Below are 18,823 nucleotides of genomic sequence, written 5' to 3' on the forward strand. Positions count from 1 at the left end.
TACCGAGGTTCATACCTTATTTCATTGAATAATAGAAAGCAGCGTCTGCGGAGGCTGTTTTTCACTTTTATGGTACAATTTCTTTATGAAAATTGAAAATAAAAAAATGTTAAATGAAAAAGGTGACTTAAAATGAGATTACTATTTTATGTCCCTTGCCAAACTTAGTGCTTTACGTTCAAAAGATCCTACTACTCGTGTTGGCGCTTGCATTGTTAATCAGCAAAAATATGTTGTTTCACTGGGATACAATGGAATGCCAACTAATTTTCAAGGTGATGCAACAATAGTTGACAATGACAAAATTTTTCCTTGAGAAAGACCACAAGAAAACGGTAATGTCAAGGATTCTAAATATGCTTATGTAGTGCACGCGGAAGAAAATGCCATAATTAATGCTAATATTACTAATTCAAAAATTGAAAGTGGTTCAATAATGTATATTACACACTCGCCATGTTTTAAATGCGCGCGCTTAATTGTACAATCAAAAATTAAAAAAGTAATTTATGCAGAGGCATATCGACCTGAAAGTGAAGAGTTTGAAATTAGTGAATTTATTCTAAAAAGCATGGGTGTCGAAATCAAAAAAATGAATATTAATTTTGATTTAAGTTTTGAGATTAAGGACTAGTGATACAAGTATCACTTTTCTTTTGTCAATAATTTAGCACTCAAATGTTAAGAGTGCTAAAAATGTGCTATAATATTCTTAGAAAACAAATGGAGGTAAAGATATGGAAGCAAATTGACAACCAAATGAAAATACCAAAGATCCATTAAAAGAATATGGACGCAACTTAATCGAAGCTGCTAAAAATAATAAATTGGAGCCGGTGGTAAATCGTGATGACGAAATTCGTCGTTTAATTCGGATCTTAAGTCGTAAAACAAAAAATAATCCTGTTCTAGTTGGAGAACCAGGAGTCGGAAAAACTGCGATAGTTGAAGGACTGGCACGCAAAATTGTTGAAAATCAAGTTCCTGAAAATCTTAAAAATAAACAATTGTATGAAATTGATCTTCCAGCTATGTTTGCAGGAGCATCATATCAAGGACAATTCGAAGAAAGACTAAAAAACTTGATGAAAGCTGTTGAAAAATCAGAAGGTAACATTATTCTTTTCATCGATGAAATTCATATGTTAGTTGGAACAGGAAGAAATGGTCAAAGTGCTATGGATGCTGCTAACATTTTCAAACCTTTAATGGCAAGGGGACAATTGCACTTAATAGGTGCAACAACTCTTGATGAATATCGTCAATATATTGAAACTGATCCTGCTTTAGAAAGAAGAATGCAAAAAGTTAGTGTTAACGAACCATCGATCGCTGACACAATTACAATTCTAAGGGGAATTAAAGAAAGGTATGAAACATATCACGGTGTAAAAATTGAAGATAAAGCTCTTGTGGCTGCTGCTAACTTAAGTGCTCGGTACATTTCGGATCGTTTTTTACCAGATAAAGCAATTGATCTAATTGATGAAGCTGCTGCAACTATCAGAACTGAAATGAATTCACAACCTGAAGAATTAGAAAAAGTTAACCAAAAAATAGCTCGTTTAGAAATGGAAAAAGCCGCTTTAAAAAGTGAAAAAAATACTGCTAATGATGAAAAAATTACTGAAATCAAGACACAATTGCAGTCTTTAAACCAAAAAGCAAAAGAACTAAACGATAAATGAACTAAAGAAAAAGCAACTATCGAAGCAATTAGTAAATACAAAAAAGAGCTTGACTACTTAAAAAATCGCCAAAATGTTTTGCAAGGAAATGGCGATTATGTTGAAGCAAGTAAAATCTTGTATGTTCAAATTCCGGAAATCAACAAAAAATTACAAGAAGCTGAAAATTACATCAAAAATGAAAAAAATCGCTTGCTAAAAGAAGTAGTTGACGAAGAAGAAGTTGCTGAAATTGTTTCAAAATGAACCAAAATTCCAGTTGCAAAATTGATTGAAACACAAATTAACAAAGTTTTAAACCTAGACAAAACTTTAAAACAAAGAATTAAGGGTCAAGATAAGGCTTGTGACGTTGTAAGTGAAGCCATTTTACGTTCTAAAGCAGGAATCAACGACCCTAATCGTCCTCTAGGAAGCTTCATTTTCTTAGGGACTACTGGAGTAGGGAAAACTGAGCTAGCAAAAGCATTGGCTTATGCTTTGTTTGATAATGAAAATCAGTTGATTCGTCTTGACATGTCTGAGTATATGGAAAAACACTCAGCATCGAAACTAATTGGTTCGCCTCCAGGTTATATTGGATATGAACAAGGTGGACAGTTGACTGAAAAAATTCGTCAAAACCCTTACTCAATTGTTTTATTTGATGAAGTAGAAAAAGCCCACCCTGATGTGTGAAACATTCTTTTACAAATTTTAGATAATGGTTTTGTAACTGACTCAAGAGGGAAAAACATTAATTTTAGAAACACAATTATTATTCTTACAACGAACCTAGCAGCTTCGCTAATTTCAAAAGGAAATTACACTCAAGAAGATATAAGAAAAGAACTTTTGAGTGTGTTTAGACCTGAATTTTTAAATAGAATTGATGAAATTGTAACATTCAATAAACTAGATGAAAAAACAATCAAAAACATTGTTCGTTTAGAAATGGATAAAATCGTCAAAAGAGTTAAAGAGCAAGTAAAAATCAATCTAAACTATGACGAAAATGTTGTGGATTATGTGGCTAAAGAAGCATATGATCCTGAGTATGGAGCCAGACCTATCAAAAGATTCTTGCAAACAAATCTTGAAAACTTATTAGCATACAAAATTGTGGCAAAAGAATTACAAGCGGACGATAAAGCAAAAATAACTCTTCAAAATCACAAAATAGTCATTGAATAACGAAAAAAGGCGACATTACTCGCCTTTTTTAATATCTTCAGTAAAAACATTCAGTAAAAACGCAATGTTATAATTATTAAAAGGTAAAAAATGAATTTAGATGAATATAAAACTGAAATCATTGGTGTTTCGGCGGAAATAGCTATAGCACAATATTTTGACTTAAATGTTGAAAGCAGTTACAAAAAAAGAGCAAATGAGCGGATCATAAACTTAATACATAAATATGTGGGTATTATATTTGAAAAATCCAATATACCTAGACCCATTTCATTAGTTTCTCAAAACAAAAATAGTATTGATTTCATTTTACAGAATGGACAAACGCTTTCAGTAAAAACGAATAAGAAAACTTTAGGAAAAGTAGCACCACAAAATGTTGGACAGGCAACATCTAAAACATATTTCGAATATTTTGGAGACTTGTTAGACAAGCCTATTCCTGCTGAATATGCTTCAAAAGTAAAGTTGTTTAAAGAATTTACATTGACTAACATATCTAAAATTATTGAAAGATATTGAGATAACTTATTTCACTGCGACTATTTGATTTATATATATGAATTCTTAAATAAAGAAGGTAACTTGAACGGGGAAATCAAGTTTCTTGTTTTAAAAAAATTTTCTTCACCAGAATGAAATGAAGAAAATTTCAGCTTTACCAAAACAATTGAAAATTGAAATGAAAGCAACACTGTTAAATACGAAAATGTTTCAATTGGAGAATTCCAAGTTCATAGTAACAGAGATTGTTTTAAGTTTAGGTTTAATATGAAAAAGCTACTGAAAATTTTAGAAGAGAAAAATAACTAGAAATTTTCTTTTTCTAGGCAATGAAGATACTCAAACACAGTGGTTTTTTTGTGAGTTCTATTAGTATCTTTGTCTGCTTTGAACCTCTTATACTCTTGTTTGTAATATGTATATTTACCAAATTTAGACATTATATTTCGAATTTCTTCCATCGCTATAATACCCTCGTCATTATAACTTAATACTATATATTTGAACTTGGCATTTTTAACTAAATCCTCTAAGGCATCACGAGCGTATTTTTTTGTTGAATATAGAGATTTCTTGTTGTCTTCGTCTCTTATTCCTGCCTTTCCTTTAATTTTTGGATTGTCATATTTGGCAATAGTTTCTAGCAAATGATAATTTGTATTATATTTTCTTGTATTGTAAGGGGGATCTAAGTATAAAATATCACCTTCTATTTTTCGTATTAAATTGTTCGCATCTAGGTTATAGACTCTGTGATTTTTATTGTCTGACTTTATTGTTTCAAGTGGTTTTAGAATCAATGGTTTAGAGGCACTCTTTTTTATTGTTTTTAGATAAGATTCATATACTGAGGCAGTATTTGCTACTTTATCTGCAGATTCTATCAAACAAGAAATTAGAAAATAATATTCATTACTTGTTATTAATTTTCTGTTTTTTCAATACTCTATTTCTTTTCGGATTGCATCTACTTTCATAGCATTTTCATCAGTAAAATACAGACGCTGATGAATGTCTGAACTAGTCCCTGCAAGAGAATAATTATTATAAATAAACCCTTTGGAACCCTTTAATGAATTTAGAAACGAAAAAGGTTCAATGTTTTTCTTTTTTAATCCTGAAAAAGTTAATTCAGTATTATTTTCAATAAAATGTTTTGCATTTATGTAGCTATATGTTTGTAAATCATTTGAAATTATTGTATATCCCTTGATTTTAAAAAACTTCGATACTGATGAAGTTCCTGCAAAAAGATCGCAGAAAACAATATTATTTTGTTCTTTGACTAAGTCGCTAATAGCGCTGTCTATAAAACTTAGTAATGAGTGTTTAGATCCTATGTAATTCATCCTTCTCCTAGCATTATTAATATTTTACCCAAAAGAATTGAACAAAAACCTTTTGTTATAAAAAAAGAGCAAGACGAATCTCACTCTAAAATTTATTGAAGCTCGCAAGTGTTTGCCAAATCTTCTTTAGTAAAATAATATTTTTTATGGCAATAATGACACTCTGCTTCAATGTTGCCTTTTTCTTCTAATAGTGATTTTATTTCTTGTTTAGATAACAATTTGATGGCGGCTAAATACTTTTCACTAGAACAATCACATTGTGAAATTCAAGGAGTTTCATCAATCAATTTGGCCCCTTGTTCTAGCAGGTATTCTTTGTAGAATTTCAGTCCTTTTTCATGGAAAGGATTTTTTTCTATAAAGTCATAAATTCAGTCTATATCAGAGTCAGTTACTGAAGGTAAGGATGTGAAAATTGCGCTTGATGACTCTTCTAGGTCTTCGTTATCTTTAAATTTAGTACATGATAAAACTGCTGATCTAATTTGCTGTGACTGATTGAAAAAATAGGCCAAATCGTCGACCAAAGTTTCGCTTTGCATGCTTACTTCGGATTCATAAGGAACCATTTTGTCTTGCATCACTTTAATTCTTAAGAATGCATTACGAAAGCCAAAGAATGTTATTGCTTCATTTAAATCACCTTCTCAAATTATTTCTGGATTACTTATTAGCGCTTTAACATGATTTTTTTCATTACTATCGACAATCAAGTTTTTAATGTTTCCTTCGGAACGAATCAAAGTAGTAGTTCTTCCATTTTTAGTTAAAATTCGTGGTAAAGGAGCAAACAAACTTACTGCTTTTGCCAAAATGAATGAAGAAAGTGATGTAGTTTCTTGCTTTTTAATAATATCTTGACTAACTGAAGTTAAATCGTTTAAATAAACCAAACAGTTTTTGAATTCCAAAGTTATTGTTTTTGACATATTGCCTCCTATTTTATAAGTCATGGCTGGAATAAAAGAAGTCCGAGCACAATTGATGAAAGAATTAAAAATAACAAAGGTACTCTTCTCTTTTGTAAATAAATTGTTGCCACAATTGCAATTGGTGAATAAATAAACAACACAATTAGTCTTCAACCTTTGAAAATGTTTAATTTAGAATGCGTTGAAGATGAAGACACATTGACAATGTATGAAGTTGAATCATTAAACTTAATCATTGGGAAAGTAGTACCGATAAAAAGTTGAACAGCAAGAGAAAACATGACTCCTGCCAAAACTGGTTTTAAGATGATATTAAGATTTTTAAAGTACTTGCTACTTTTTGATTTCGCTAAGGCTTTAGCACTATAATGCATTATTACTATAGCAGGAACAACAATAATTAGATAGGTTACTAACATTGCAATGTAACCTCATCATTGTGCGTTCCCACTATCGTCAATACTAATTAAATAACCAGTGAATAAAGCTAATTTGGTTCCAATAACTCCAGGAGTAGCGTTGGCAACTGCAAAAACTTGATCAATTGTTTCAGAATTAATAGTAACTGAAGAAAAGTGTTGGCTTAGAAATTCATAAATTCACTTGTATATTGGCATAAATACTTGTCCGCCACCAAAAACAATGAATGCACTTGCCAATACCAATCCGCATGCTGCTAAAAAAGAAACAAATTGCATTATTTTGTGTCCTTATTTGAGTCTTTTTTGTTCATTTTGCGTTGCTTGATAGTTTGCCATAATGCATAAAAAGCAAAAACTAGTATTATTGCTATCATTGGTATAGCAGGAATGTTGTACGGCGATGGAATGAATAAACAATAAGCAAATGAAATAACAAAAAGACTAATTCACAGCCATAGACTAAATGGTCCACGTTGAGCTTTTAAATATCTTCAGCCAAATGTTAAAATGACTCCGATAATAATTGGCATTACTCCTGCTGCTATTGCATACAAGTAATTATTGGCATATTTACGTAACAATATAAACACTACCAAAGCAAATAGTAAATGTGGCAAGGCAGCCAAAATAAGTGCTAAACTACCTTTTCAAAAACCTATAGCCTTGATTGAAACAAAAGACAAGGTTTGGATAACTGAAGCTCCAGGAATCATATTTGAAGTAATGACTGCATCGTCGAATTCTGACTCAGTTATTCATTTGTTTTGTTTTACCGCAATTTTATTAATCACTGGTAAAATAGCATTCCCACCACCAAAACCAATGAAAGTACACATTAAAGAAAAAAGAAAAACATTTCAAAAAGTTGCCTTACGAGGTGCTTTTTCTTTTCTTTTATTATTTTGTTTCAAGACTTACCTTAACTGAACCAATAATGTTTTTCTTTTCGCCAATGTTGTCTAGCAAATCGTATGTAAAAGAAACTATTTTAGTGTCAATTATTACACCAGTCAAATATCAATACAATGGAATATCTCCATGGGCTGTTTTATATCAGTGCTTACTATATTTGTGCATATACAAATCTCAAGTAAAGTTATCTGCGCTTTTAATTTGAACTTGCTGGCTTGAAACTGCTATTTCTTGTTCTACTTTTTGAGGATCTAAAAAATTAAAAACAATGAACTCGTCCCGAGTTGTTTCACTATACGGTGACTCGTACTCAGTAACAAGTTCATTGTCATTTTGTGTTACAACTGAACGAAATTTTAAATTCACTCTTTAATACGTTCTTTTACAATATTTTCACCGAACAAGAAAATGGCTTTCGCTAATTCAGGACCGTGTTCACGGTATGTGGTAGCAATTCTAATTGGCATAAATAAGTTTTTACCTGCAACTTTTAAGTTTTGTTTTGTTAAATCAATGGCTTGCTGAATATTTTGAATGCTAAATTCTTTATCTTTTAGGTTGTTTCAAAATTCTTTAATTACATCATTTGTTTGGTAATCAATAGTTAACTTTTTATCTGGGTGAGTATACATTTTCAAAGCATTTTTTAAATCATTAAGAGTTACAATATTTTGTTTGTAGGTTTCGATGAAAATATTCATTCACTCTTTGGAATCGTGGAATTCTAAAACATTGAAAAAGTACTCATTTTCAGTGTTTTTTCAGTAATTTTTACTGAATCATTCCATCTTTTGAATATCAAATTTTGATGGTGATTTTGAAAGGCGGTGAAAATCAAATTTACTTATTAATTCATTGTGTGTCATGATTTCTTGAGCATCTTCACTACTTCAACCTAAAAGAGCTAAGAAGTTAAAAATTGCTTGATTGTTATATCCTTCGTTTTTATAGTCTTCTATGAATTGTTTTAGACTTGAATCACGTTTTGAAAGTTTTTTACCTTCCATGTTTGTGATGATTGTTAAGTGTCCGAATTGTGGAGTGTCTCAACCAAATGCTTCGTAGACTGCTAATTGTTTTGGTGTGTTAGTGATGTGTTCTTCACCTCTTAAAATATGACTAATTTCCATTTGATGATCGTCTACTACTACAGCAAAGTTGTATGTTGGATAACCGTCACTTTTTCTGATAACAAAATCTCCAATATCATCGCTATTTACACTAATGGTTCCACGTACTATATCTTCTCATTGATACACGTGATTTTTAGGTAAGGCTAAACGCACTGAGTATTCACCATTTTGATCACGTTTTTGTTTTTCCTGGTCACTAATTTTTAGTCAATTTCGATCGTAACGGAAAGATGGAATACCAGCAGCTTCACTTTCTTCTTTTTGTTTTGTTAACTCTTCTGTTGTGTCATAAGCTTTGTAAGCATGTCCGTTAGCTAATAATTTTTCAATTAATTCATCATAAATATCTAATTTTTCACTTTGACGATATTTGCCATACTCTGCTTTAGGATTGATTGGGCTTTCGTCTGGAATAATACCTAATCAAGCTAGATTCTCCAATTGACTACGTTCACCATTTTCAACGTTTCTAGCAACGTCTGTATCTTCTATACGAATAATAAAATCGCCACCAAAATGTTTGGCAAATAAATAATTGAATAATGCCGTTCGTGCACCACCGATATGTAAATATCCAGTAGGGCTAGGAGCATAACGTGTACGAATTTTTTTCATTTTTACCTACCTTTTACCAAATTTTAGTTCAACTACGAATTTAGCTAATGGACGATTTGATGAATTTTTCATTTTACTTCAATCACCATTAACTTCATTCTCCGCTTTTATAAATGACGGATCTTGCACCGCAATAGCTTCAACTGGTACATAATAAATTTCTAATTTTGCTCTGAATGGATCAGCAGTGTCAACAACATATCACTTATATGAATAGTTTTTTCCGTATTTACTGATTTCTGGAATAGTTACATATTGTTTTAAATGACTGCTATAAAAGTCAACATTTTTTAATTTTTTATCATTTGGTAAATTTTTATTGCTTTGTTCTGCTTCTTTTTGGTACTTAGACAAGTCTAGATACATATTTTTGTTTTCGGTTGCATTTTTTTGCAATTCTCAAACTACTTCCGATTTTGATAAATCATTTTTAGGATTAGTTTGATATGGTCGATTGATACATGAAAGGGTCACTAATGGAACTGAAACTAATGTAGTTAATGCTGCTAAAGAGCTTAATAAAAGTTTTGCCTTTTTCACGGTTATAAAGAAATAAACCCGAAGGTTTATTTTAATTACATTTCTTCAGGGATGTCTAAGTCCATTAGTTTTAGACCATTTGCTAGAACCACTTTAGCTGCTTTTGCCAAAGCAATTAGACTTTCTTCATTTTCTGAACCAATAATTTTAACGTTTGAATAGAATGAATTGAAGGCTCCAGCTAAGTTTAACAAGTATGGAGGCAACAAGTTAACTTTGTATGTTTTAGCCATTGTTTTAATCAATTCTGGGTATTCTTTTAATTCGTTTATTAATTTGATTTCACTATCTTCACTGTATTCTCCAGCTTTAGCAAAATCTGCATATTTTGAATTTTTAATTAATTGATTTGCTCTTGCATGAGCATATTTAATAATGTACATTGGATTTGATTCTGATTTTTCGTTTACCTTGTTAATATCAAAATCAATTTTTGAATTGTATGAACGGTTGATTAGGAAGAAACGAATAGGATCTTTTCCAACTAAGTCCATTAATTCTCTTAGAGTTAGCGAAGTTCCTAAACGTTTTGACATTTTTACTTCTTTTCCGTCTTTAACAACACGTAATAGTTGGAATAAAACCATGATTGTTTGATCATCGCGGTATCCTAAGTCTTGCATTGAATATTTAATTCTTTCTACATAACCTGAGTGGTCTGCTCCTCAAATATCAATGATTACTCCATTAGGATCGTTTAAACGTTTTAGTTTGTCTTCATGGTAAGCGATATCAGCACACATGTATGTGAATGTTTTATCGCTTTTAATAATTACCCGGTCTTTATCATCTTTTCCACCAACAGTAGTTGCTAGTCAAGTAGCACCGTCTTTTTCATAAACATTTTTTAAACGTCCGATGGCATCAAATACCATATCTTTGTCATATAGTTCTTGTTCACTTGATCAAACATCGAATCAAGTTCCGAATTCTGCCATTGTTTTTTTAATTTCGCGTAGTGCTATTTGGCGTCCATATTCTCTAAAGAAAGCTCTATTAGGTTCATACTCTGCACCTTTGTATTTGTCACCATATTCTTTATGAAATTCTTCTGCAAAATAAACAATATCTCCACCATTATATGCATCTGCAGGCATTGGATATGATTTATCAAAAATTTGTTGGTAACGAGCAAATAGTGATGCTGCTAAGTTGTTCATTTGATTTCCAGCATCATTAACATAGTATTCTCTTACAACCGGGTGTCCTGCTGCTTGTAAAACGTTACATAATGTTGCTCCGATTGCTGCGTTACGAGCATGTCCGATGTGTAAAAATCCAGTTGGGTTTGCACTAACAAACTCAACATTAATTTTGTTAAGTGAATCAGGTGTACCTTTTCCGTATTCTTCACCTAATTTGTTAATAATGTCAACAACATCAGCAAACACTTCATTTTCAACATAGAAATTCATAAATCCTGGAGCAGCAATTTCGATTTCTTTAATTGAGTATTTTTTCTTGTCAATGTTATTTACGATTTCTTGTGCAACCTCCATTGCACTTTTTCCTAATTCTTTTTGTAAAGTTAAAGCTATATTTGAAGCAAAATCCCCATGATCTTTAGCTTCAGTAAGAATAACTTTCTTTGAAATATTTAATTTTTGCAACGCTTCTTCTATAGAAGCGATAATTTTTTCTTTAGCACTAGTCATGCTTTTAATTATACCACCACCACAAAAGTTAAAAAAAGATTATAAATAAAACAAAAGCAAGCTTTTACTGCTTGCTAGTTGTGGTTTTTGAGCTTTGCTGCAACTTGATTCTAAGTGCAAATTTTCACATTCAACCGATACCTACTGGTACAAAAAATGCCATTAAAATAATCACTAGATTTAAAGCAAAAACTACACCCTTGTTTGTTCCTGAGTAAAACATTGGATTTTCAAAATTTAAAAATCCGTATATTACCAATTCTAAACGACCATTAACATCATCCAATTCTGGCATTTTTTGACTTACATAAGAAGCGACATTTTGTCCCATGTAGAACATTCCTAAAGCAAAAATGTAGTAAACAATCACAGCTAAATTAGAAAATCACAGTAATTTTTTAGTTAAAATAATGCTTTTTCTTCTTAACACTAAGGCAACCATACCAATCAGTGGATTTACAAAGTGAGTTAATGTCTGTGAAACAAGTGACATTGATAAAACAGTTTTATCTGTGTTATTTGCTTTGAATTTCAAAATCACTTGGAAAAATATTAAACTTCAAAAAATAATGAATGTAATAGTGATGTTTAATACTGACAAAAATAATGCTTTTTGAATTTTAGATTTATCTCAAATAATTGCGTATGCAATCAAAATAATTGCCAAAGCAAAGTTTGAAATGTAAGTAAAAGTGTATGTGCTAGATCAAAATTGACTCATTAAACCCTGCGCAACACGACTATGAATTGCTTCTTTTACTATGTCTCCATTGTATTTGGCACTGAATTTTTCAATGTTTTCAATGTATAAGAAAGTTTCTGCTTTTCAACTTAATATAGCAGCCAAAACAAGAAAAACAAAAGCTAAAATCCCTCCTCAAAAAATCAATTTTCTTTTTCGTTCTCAGTTTTTGTAACTTGTGAAATACTTGTTATTTTTTATGTTTTGTAAAGTCATGCTAAAAAATATAACAAAAAAGGTCAAAAATAATTGATTTTTGTTTTATATTTTTTGGATTGAAAACAATATAATTTTTGTTATGAATAAAGAAAATATAAAGAAATATTATCTATGTGGACCAACTGTATATAACTACGTTCACATCGGAAACATGCGACCAATTTTGACTTTTGATCTAATGATTAGAGCGCAAAGAGCGCAAGGACAAAACATTCAGTTTTTACACAATATCACTGATATCGATGACAAAATAATCAACAAAGCAATTTTTGAAAACAAAACTGAGACTCAAATTAGTGAGTATTACACAGACCAATACTTAAAAATGCTCGAAGTTTATAACATTCAAAAACCAAATATTATTGCTAAAGTCACAGACCATCTGGACATAATTTTTGATTTTATTAAACAGCTAATCAACAAAAAATCAGCCTATCAACGTGGAGTAAATGTTTATTTTGATGTTATGAAGAATCGTCAAAATTATGGTGAAGTGAGTGGGCAAGTTGTAGAGAATTTAGAAGCGGAAAATAATGATGAAAATAAACTAAATTCAGTCGACTTTGCCCTGTGAAAAGATACTAATGTTGGCATCAAATATGATTCACCTTTTGGTAAGGGAAGACCCGGGTGACATACAGAGTGTGTTGCTATGATTAATCAATATTTTGGCAATGAAACTATTGACATACACGCAGGGGGAGTTGACTTAACATTCCCGCACCACGAAAATGAAAATATCCAATTTAGAGCCTTAACAAATAACCCACTAGCTAAACAATGAATTCACTTTGGAACGGTTAATCTAAACAATGAAAAAATGTCTAAATCAATAGGAAATATTGTTCTTGCTAAAGACTTTTTAAAAGATTGAAGCGCAGACACATTGAGAATGATTTTTCTATCTTCTGCTTACTCAAAACCTATTAACATTACTGATGAATTACTGATGTCAAACGAAAAAATGATTTCTAAAATAGATTTATCACTGAAAAAAATGCAATTAGAAGATGAGTCAATGCAAATTGATGAAGTTTTGGTTAAAGAAGTTATTGACAATGTTGCTGAACTAAATTTCGCTCCTGCAATGAAAATAGTACATGAACTGATGAAGTCAAAAAACAGTGCCACTCTAAAAAGAGTTTTAGAGCTTTTAGGTTTCAATGTAGCCAATGTTTTAGTCAGTGAAGATGATAAAAAAATGTATCAAGACTGAAAACAATTGGTTGAAAACAAAGATTACCACAAAGCTGACATACTTCGTGAAGTGCTAAAAGAAAGAAAATTAATCTAATGAAAAACTTTATTTTTGGTCGTAACTCCGTTATTGATGCTATCAATGAAAACTTTCCGATTACTGAAATTTGAATTCAAGAAAATATTAAACTAGATATCAAATTCAAAAATGTTAAAAAAGTATCAAAAGTAAAACTAGATAAGATTACAGAACAAAATCACCAAGGTGTTATTGCTTTTATTAAAGATTTTGAATATGCTGATTTCGAGAAATTGTTACGTAACAAACCTGACAATGTATTAATTTTAGATCACATTCAAGATGTACAAAATTTAGGTGCAATTATAAGAAGTGCAAATGTTTTTGGTGTAAATTGAATTTTGATACCAACAGATCGAGCAGCTAGTGTTACACCTGTTGCTTTAAAAATTTCTTCTGGTGGATTTGTTAATATGAATATCATCAAAGTTCCTTCTTTGTTTAATGCAATTGAAAAATTGAAACAAAATGGCTACTGAATTTACACAACTGCACTTAACCAGAATGCTAGCGATATTAATAAAACTAAGTTCAATCGTCCAAGCGTTTTGGTAATCGGTAACGAACAAAAAGGTGTGTCAAATACAATTATCAAAGCTAGTGATCAACTAATTTATATCCCACAAAAAGGTACAGTTCAGTCACTGAATGCTTCTGTAGCAACAGGGATTGCCCTTTTCTGTCTAACTAATAATCCAAATGAATAATGATAAAAAAGTGAGAAAAAATCGGGACTCACTTTTTTTCTTTTTTTTCATAATAAAAGTATGAAGAAGAAAATGAAAGTAATAAAGAAATTTTTAGAGCTAGAAAAAAGGATAAATTTTGTCGCAAGACAGATTATTGAAATTTACAAATTAGGTATTGACGAACAAGACTTAATTCACAATTGTTGAGTAGATATTGAAAAAATATTAAGCAACACTAATGACAAGTATCTTGATGTTTATTTAATTAATGGAATCAAATTTTTGTTTATGAATTGAGCAAAAAAGGCAATAGGCAAAAAACGCAACTTTGAAATAACGATGAGTGATTTTGAAGAAAATTTCAGTGATGTTTGCGACGAAGAAAAAGATTTTTCACTCAAAAATCTTAAACTTGAGCTCACAATGTTATTGAATATGAGTGAAAAGGAAAAGGCTATTTTTGAAAACATTTGTAACCAAAATTACAACAATCGCATAATGTCACAAGAGCTAAAAATATCACCATATTTAATTCAAAAAACAAAAGACAGGCTAATTGCTTCAATAAAGGACTTGGTGATGTAGTTATAAGTGGTTTTTAGTTAATTATGTTATAATTAAAACCATGAAAAAAGCAAGTAACAAAATAAATTTAGCATGTGATGTTTGCAAAAGAAAAAATTATGTCACGAATAAATCAATAATTGAACGCATGCAATTAAACAAGTATTGTCGTTATTGCAATGCTAAAACTCTTCATAAAGAGGAAAAATAATGTTAGATCCACTAAAAAATCAAAATTTTAAAGACACTGAAGCACTAAAACCTAAAGCACCAAAATCAGAAAAAGAAAGACGCTTTCGTGCTTTTAGAAAAGATATCAAAAGAATTATTTGACCAAGTGGTAAAAAATCTTGAGTTTGATTTGGTTTAACAGTTGCGTTCGTTGTTGTTTTCGCTATTTTCTTTTTTGTTGTTACCTTGTTATTTACAAACTTATGAAATGCAGTTGGAATTAAGTTATAGGAGTCAATATGGATAGTTCAGAAAATTCATACAAATGATACATGGTCTCAACAGTGTCAGGAAAAGAAGAAAAAGTTATTGAAACATTATGAAACAAAATTGAAACAGAAAACATGAGTCACTATTTCAATGACATTCGTATTTTCACTGTTCCACACTTAACAAACCGTGAATTAGAGAAAAAAACTAAAGGTGAGGCATACACACCAAAATATATCAATTTATACAAGGGATACATTTTCGTACAAATGATTATGAGTGACCCAGCTTGATACTTAGTGCGTAATACTCAATATGTTACTGGATTAGTTGGATCGAGTGGTAAAGGAGCAAAGCCTACTCCTATTTCAAATCGCAAAATTCGTGAAATGGAACAAAAAGAAAAATCATTACGTGAAGAATTTGAAAAAGGAAATATTGAAACAGCTTTTAAAGAGTCAACAATTGTTAGAATTGTTAACGGTCCTTATACAGATCAAAACGGAGTTATCCTTAAAAATGATGATGTCGCACAAAGAGCATTCGTGGAAATTGAAATCTTTGGACGTAAAACACCAACTGAATTCGATTATGAAGATTTAGAAATTATTGGTTAATTAATAAAATTAAAATAAAAGCAGAAAGGCTTAAATGTCCTTCTGCTTTTTTAATATTTCAATATATTGATCGATGAAATCTTCACCAAAAATTTCTTTACGTGAATTAAATAATAAAAATAGATAATCTAGTTCATCATAAATTTTATAAATTAATTCTTTTGGATAATTATATTGACTAATATTATTTTTGAAATCAGGTCAGTCAATAACGTTGAAATCATGGTCTAAGTGCGTTTTAATGTCTAAATCGAAATCGATATACTTAATTGTTTTATCTTCTATGAAGAAAGGCGTTGCTAAATTTACATAAACATATTTTTTTTCATCTCTTAACAAAATAGTTGCATTAAAGAAATGTTCCTTACTGAAAATGAATATTGTGGGCTCACTAACTACTCAATTAATTGTTGCTTCAGCAACCTTAGTTTTCAACATCAAACCAGCAACATAATCTTGGTTAAAATCAATTATTTTGACTCCATTGTACTCACGATACAAATGCCCATCATATTTAAAGCACTGAATGTTAACAAATTCGCCTCTTTTTAAGCGATGTCTTCTTGGTGCTGGAGTAGTTTGTGAGTCAAAGTTGAAATCTTCTCTATTGTTCATATTTACTTAATTCTAAACCATTGAATGCGTTTGAGTATGTTAATTGATATGTTTGATATCTTGATTCTTTTCATAAGAATTGACGGTATGTGCTTATTCTTCTTTGTATTGCTTCATTTCTTTGTTTAGCTAGTTTGTAATCAAAATAAGTTTTTTCGTTTTCCTGAATTATATTATCATTATTCGCATCTCTTCAGAAGAATGCTTCCAATTTTTTGTTCGGATTTCATTTATCTATTAAGTAAGGTTTTGTTGTGTAATAACTTACATAATCTTTATAATCATTACCCAATACTCACTCAGGGCCGTAGTCTTGAGTAATTGAGTCCCAGTCTTTTTTAGTTCGATAGTTACCCTTGTTAAGAACAATAGGTAATTTAGTTACACTATCACTGTTAGCATCTTTAAAAACAAGGTAATTGTTATTTTGAGCATTAAATTGTTGAATATAAGTATCAATGTTTTTATTTTCTAGATCAGTGCTTTTTAATTTTAAAAATCCATTGAAATATAATTCGTTATCTTTTATATTTCTAGAAACTGATAAATCATAATTATCACTTTGTGAAGCAACATCTAGGGCAGTTGTGTCAATTGACATTTGACTAATTGGAAGCCCATAACCAACTAAGTCAAGATAAGCCTTGTAAAGTAATTTTTGGCGTTTCAGTTGATACTCAGTCGAATCAACATCTCTTGAAACCCATCAAGCATAAGGTGTTGGAAATACTCAGTTTGAACCGTAAATTCTCGCACTACTTTCATCTAGGGCTTGATATGTAAAATTATCTTGAAAACTATATTGTTCTAATTTATTTATTGACATAAGACGCATTAAATCATCTCCAAGCGATGAAATGAAAACGTTATTTGCACCATTGACATAGGCATAGAAACCAGGATTTAACCCATTATTGTAAGCAACATTCAAAGCAGTCTTAGGAGCAAAACTTAGTTTTAAAAACTCCCTTGCAAACAATTCATCAAACGAAAAGTAATAATTTAGTGTTGAACCGCTAACGCTGTCGGCATATTGGAATGCTGAGTCCATCGAGTTGTTAAATGTATTGTTTTTAAACTTATTTAAATAATTTCAGTTAAGCGACTCATTGTCTTGTTTTGAATTAGCAATTTCGAAAAGCTCGTGCGCTGAATATGAAGAATAAATAGGTTTGAATGAAGAAGATAGATAGTCTCAAAAACGTGGTCTTAGTATTTTGTCTAACTTGAATAATGAATCATAAAAATCTGTGTAAAACTTTTTATTAGTTGTTTTTAGACTTGCTGAGTGCCCGTGATAATTATCGCCACTGCTATTTTCATACACATCATTGTTTGATAATGTGTCTTTTTCTCTGGCTGACATTGCATAAATATTGGCGACATGGTGCATATATTCATGTACTAAAGTTGGCAACACTAATTCGACCTTAGTTTTAACTGGGACATCAGTTCAAGGATATCTCAATTTACGTACTTGATGGTTTGAATCATAAATAAAATTACTAATACTTAAATAAATATTTTCATAAACAGGAACGAAAAAACCGTTAGCATTTGATGTATTTGATAGATTTTTAACTTCAGGGATATTAATGTTGACATTATTTAATTCGCGCATTTCTCCACTGAAACCACCCCTTTGATAAAATTGTTGAGCCAAAACCTTCATTCCTTCTTGGTTAAAAAAGTATTTCTTCTCAACTACACCATTTGTGCTATCAACAACTTCGGTGTATGGTCATTCGTTAATAGTTAAATAGCGAGGATCATAATTTTCATTTATTTTACCATCTTTGTCATACTTTGCATTAAAAGTTATTCTATCCTTATAATCTGGTGTATAAATTGGACTTTTTTGACTCAATTTGCCACTTAAAGCAAAAAATAAAGTCACTCCAACTACTACTGAGAAAACTACAATTGCAAAAGCTATTATGCTAGCTAAGATAGATTTAGATTTTTTGAGATTTTGATTCTTCATTGTAAACATATTTAAATGTTATTACATTAGCAAAACAAAATTAGTAAAATAGTTAAATATGAGACTTAAATATAATAAAGATGCAGCTGACATTATTTTTCAATCAGCTTTTCAAATCAAGGAATTCCCTATTCGAGTGGACAAAACTACATATTTAGAAATAGGAATGGGTAAAGGTCAAATGATTACGCAATTGGCAGCACAAAATCCTAATATCAACTACATTGGATGTGAAAAATATCCGACAGTTGCTCTTCATGCTTTGAAAAAGATTGAGCAAATGGAACTAAAAAATATGATGTTATTAATTGAAGACGCTAACAAAATTGATGAGTTATTCGCAAATAAAATCGATCGCATTTATCTAACTTTTTCAGATCCGTGACCTAAAAAACGTCATGCTAAAAGAAGATTATTACATCGCAATTTCTTATTAAAATTCAAAAACATTCTAAAACCAGGAGCAAAAATAATTTTCAAAACTGACAGCGACAGCTTGTTTGATTTTGCAATTGAAGAAATTCAAGCCATTAATGCAAAAATGACTTATATGACTCGCGACTTGCACAATAGCGATAAAAATAAGGACAACATTATGACAGAATATGAACAAAAATGGTCATCACGCGGAAAAAACATTAATTACTTGGAATTAGAATTTGACTAAAACGCTGAATTTTCAGTGTTTTTTTTCTTTAAAAAGTAACTTTTTTCTCGAAAATTGCAGATTTTTATGCCCAAAAGCAGCTC

Annotated in this window: 21 protein-coding genes; 10 read left to right on the top strand and 11 right to left on the bottom strand. The window is 30.6% G+C overall.

Annotated features, from left to right (window positions below; translation table 4 throughout):
* The first annotated feature begins 85 nt into the window (after positions 1 to 85).
* The 3 genes from ACWXVT_RS02915 to ACWXVT_RS02925 all read left to right on the top strand — a co-directional run bounded on the left by ACWXVT_RS02915 (position 86) and on the right by ACWXVT_RS02925 (position 3,674).
* On the top strand, positions 86 to 634 hold the full coding sequence (locus tag ACWXVT_RS02915) for a dCMP deaminase family protein (RefSeq protein ID WP_455968034.1): 549 nt from the start codon (positions 86 to 88) through the stop codon (positions 632 to 634).
* A 103-nt stretch (positions 635 to 737) separates the two neighbouring features.
* Positions 738 to 2,861: an AAA family ATPase gene (locus tag ACWXVT_RS02920; RefSeq protein ID WP_438341640.1), complete on the top strand. Its 2,124-nt coding sequence runs from the start codon at positions 738 to 740 to the stop codon at positions 2,859 to 2,861.
* Positions 2,862 to 2,951: 90 nt separating this feature from the next.
* Positions 2,952 to 3,674, top strand: a complete 723-nt coding sequence (locus ACWXVT_RS02925) for a hypothetical protein (RefSeq protein WP_455968035.1) — start codon at positions 2,952 to 2,954, stop codon at positions 3,672 to 3,674.
* Here the strand turns inward: ACWXVT_RS02925 and ACWXVT_RS02930 are convergent.
* The 9 genes from ACWXVT_RS02930 to ACWXVT_RS02970 form a co-directional block, all read right to left on the bottom strand.
* Positions 3,671 to 4,714, bottom strand: coding sequence for a DNA adenine methylase (locus tag ACWXVT_RS02930; protein WP_438341638.1), 1,044 nt, complete (start codon positions 4,712 to 4,714; stop codon positions 3,671 to 3,673). The two genes, ACWXVT_RS02925 and ACWXVT_RS02930, sit on opposite strands and share 4 nt — an antisense overlap.
* 92 nt (positions 4,715 to 4,806) lie before the next feature.
* Entirely contained in the window at positions 4,807 to 5,646 is an 840-nt protein-coding gene (locus ACWXVT_RS02935; protein ID WP_455968036.1) for an Hsp33 family molecular chaperone HslO, read from the bottom strand.
* An 8-nt stretch (positions 5,647 to 5,654) separates the two neighbouring features.
* A complete protein-coding gene (locus ACWXVT_RS02940) occupies positions 5,655 to 6,347 on the bottom strand; it encodes a chromate transporter (RefSeq protein ID WP_438341636.1) in 693 nt (230 codons plus the stop codon).
* Positions 6,347 to 6,982 (bottom strand): chromate transporter, encoded by a 636-nt coding sequence (locus ACWXVT_RS02945; protein WP_438341635.1) that lies wholly within the window; start codon positions 6,980 to 6,982, stop codon positions 6,347 to 6,349. Before ACWXVT_RS02945 ends, ACWXVT_RS02940 begins: the two co-directional genes overlap by 1 nt.
* Positions 6,969 to 7,349 carry a hypothetical protein gene (locus ACWXVT_RS02950; protein WP_438341634.1) on the bottom strand — a complete coding sequence of 127 codons (381 nt, stop codon included), beginning with the start codon at positions 7,347 to 7,349 and terminating at the stop codon, positions 6,969 to 6,971. Before ACWXVT_RS02950 ends, ACWXVT_RS02945 begins: the two co-directional genes overlap by 14 nt.
* Positions 7,340 to 8,731: a glutamate--tRNA ligase gene (gene gltX / locus ACWXVT_RS02955; RefSeq protein ID WP_455968038.1), complete on the bottom strand. Its 1,392-nt coding sequence runs from the start codon at positions 8,729 to 8,731 to the stop codon at positions 7,340 to 7,342. Before gltX ends, ACWXVT_RS02950 begins: the two co-directional genes overlap by 10 nt.
* A gap of 6 nt (positions 8,732 to 8,737) precedes the next feature.
* Complete coding sequence (locus ACWXVT_RS02960) at positions 8,738 to 9,271, bottom strand: hypothetical protein (protein WP_438341632.1); 534 nt, start codon at positions 9,269 to 9,271, stop codon at positions 8,738 to 8,740.
* A 35-nt stretch (positions 9,272 to 9,306) separates the two neighbouring features.
* Positions 9,307 to 10,926, bottom strand: a complete 1,620-nt coding sequence (gene argS / locus ACWXVT_RS02965) for an arginine--tRNA ligase (protein ID WP_438341631.1) — start codon at positions 10,924 to 10,926, stop codon at positions 9,307 to 9,309.
* A 64-nt stretch (positions 10,927 to 10,990) separates the two neighbouring features.
* Positions 10,991 to 11,815, bottom strand: a complete 825-nt coding sequence (locus ACWXVT_RS02970) for an MAGa3780 family membrane protein (protein ID WP_455968040.1) — start codon at positions 11,813 to 11,815, stop codon at positions 10,991 to 10,993.
* 151 nt (positions 11,816 to 11,966) lie between these two features.
* Here ACWXVT_RS02970 and cysS point away from each other — a divergent pair, with 151 nt between their 5' ends.
* From cysS to nusG, 6 genes are read left to right on the top strand one after another with little or no spacing between them, the layout of a single operon-like run.
* Complete coding sequence (cysS, locus tag ACWXVT_RS02975) at positions 11,967 to 13,181, top strand: cysteine--tRNA ligase (protein ID WP_438341629.1); 1,215 nt, start codon at positions 11,967 to 11,969, stop codon at positions 13,179 to 13,181.
* The gene (gene rlmB / locus ACWXVT_RS02980; protein ID WP_438341628.1) at positions 13,181 to 13,870 is read left to right on the top strand and encodes a 23S rRNA (guanosine(2251)-2'-O)-methyltransferase RlmB; all 690 of its coding nucleotides are present in this window, start codon (positions 13,181 to 13,183) and stop codon (positions 13,868 to 13,870) included. The genes cysS and rlmB overlap by 1 nt, the downstream gene beginning before the upstream one ends.
* 60 nt (positions 13,871 to 13,930) lie before the next feature.
* A complete protein-coding gene (locus ACWXVT_RS02985; RefSeq protein WP_438341627.1) occupies positions 13,931 to 14,437 on the top strand; it encodes a hypothetical protein in 507 nt (168 codons plus the stop codon).
* 40 nt (positions 14,438 to 14,477) lie between these two features.
* Positions 14,478 to 14,627: a 50S ribosomal protein L33 gene (rpmG, locus tag ACWXVT_RS02990; RefSeq protein ID WP_438341626.1), complete on the top strand. Its 150-nt coding sequence runs from the start codon at positions 14,478 to 14,480 to the stop codon at positions 14,625 to 14,627.
* A complete protein-coding gene (secE, locus tag ACWXVT_RS02995; RefSeq protein ID WP_455968043.1) occupies positions 14,627 to 14,878 on the top strand; it encodes a preprotein translocase subunit SecE in 252 nt (83 codons plus the stop codon). Before rpmG ends, secE begins: the two co-directional genes overlap by 1 nt.
* An 8-nt stretch (positions 14,879 to 14,886) precedes the next feature.
* A complete protein-coding gene (gene nusG / locus ACWXVT_RS03000; protein ID WP_438341624.1) occupies positions 14,887 to 15,474 on the top strand; it encodes a transcription termination/antitermination protein NusG in 588 nt (195 codons plus the stop codon).
* 30 nt (positions 15,475 to 15,504) lie between these two features.
* Here the strand turns inward: nusG and ACWXVT_RS03005 are convergent, their stop codons facing one another.
* Positions 15,505 to 16,089 (bottom strand): DUF402 domain-containing protein, encoded by a 585-nt coding sequence (locus ACWXVT_RS03005; protein WP_455968044.1) that lies wholly within the window; start codon positions 16,087 to 16,089, stop codon positions 15,505 to 15,507.
* The gene (locus ACWXVT_RS03010) at positions 16,079 to 18,073 is read right to left on the bottom strand and encodes an MYPU_1760 family metalloprotease (RefSeq protein WP_455968045.1); all 1,995 of its coding nucleotides are present in this window, start codon (positions 18,071 to 18,073) and stop codon (positions 16,079 to 16,081) included. Before ACWXVT_RS03010 ends, ACWXVT_RS03005 begins: the two co-directional genes overlap by 11 nt.
* A 58-nt stretch (positions 18,074 to 18,131) precedes the next feature.
* Between ACWXVT_RS03010 and trmB the strand changes: the two genes are divergently transcribed.
* Positions 18,132 to 18,740 carry a tRNA (guanosine(46)-N7)-methyltransferase TrmB gene (gene trmB, locus ACWXVT_RS03015; protein WP_438341621.1) on the top strand — a complete coding sequence of 203 codons (609 nt, stop codon included), beginning with the start codon at positions 18,132 to 18,134 and terminating at the stop codon, positions 18,738 to 18,740.
* Positions 18,741 to 18,823: the final 83 nt, after the last annotated feature.

This window comes from Mycoplasma sp. 1573, from assembly GCF_053851775.1.